Source organism: Pseudoalteromonas rubra, assembly GCF_005887115.1.
Lineage (GTDB): Bacteria > Pseudomonadota > Gammaproteobacteria > Enterobacterales > Alteromonadaceae > Pseudoalteromonas > Pseudoalteromonas rubra_F.
Genome location: NZ_PNCJ01000074.1, coordinates 1 through 304 on the forward strand (window position 1 = coordinate 1; position 304 = coordinate 304).

A 304-nucleotide genomic window follows, 5' to 3' on the forward strand; every position below is an offset into this window, starting at 1 on the left:
ATCCGCCGTCACGGTACGGCTCACCGAGCTGTTGTTGTCTGTGATGGTTACAGTCACACTGTTGCCCGCTTCCGCACCGGAACCCGCGATCAGTACATCATTGTCTTCCGCCGCATTGACAATGCCATCGGTTTCAATCGGCGTGGTGATGGTCACCGCAGACGGCGCCGCGTTATCGAGCGTAATGGTTTGCGTGGCTGCGGTGGAGGTATTGCCCGCCGTATCCGCTTGGGTCGCCGACACCGTCAGCGTGCCATTGTTCAGCCCGCTGACATCCAGCTCACTGCCGCTCAGCGTCCAGGGC

General features: G+C 60.9%; 1 protein-coding gene. It reads right to left on the reverse strand.

From position 1 onward, the window contains the following. Positions 1-304: hypothetical protein (locus CWB98_RS23165; RefSeq protein ID WP_138546948.1), on the reverse strand; the 304-nt coding region annotated here is incomplete at both ends.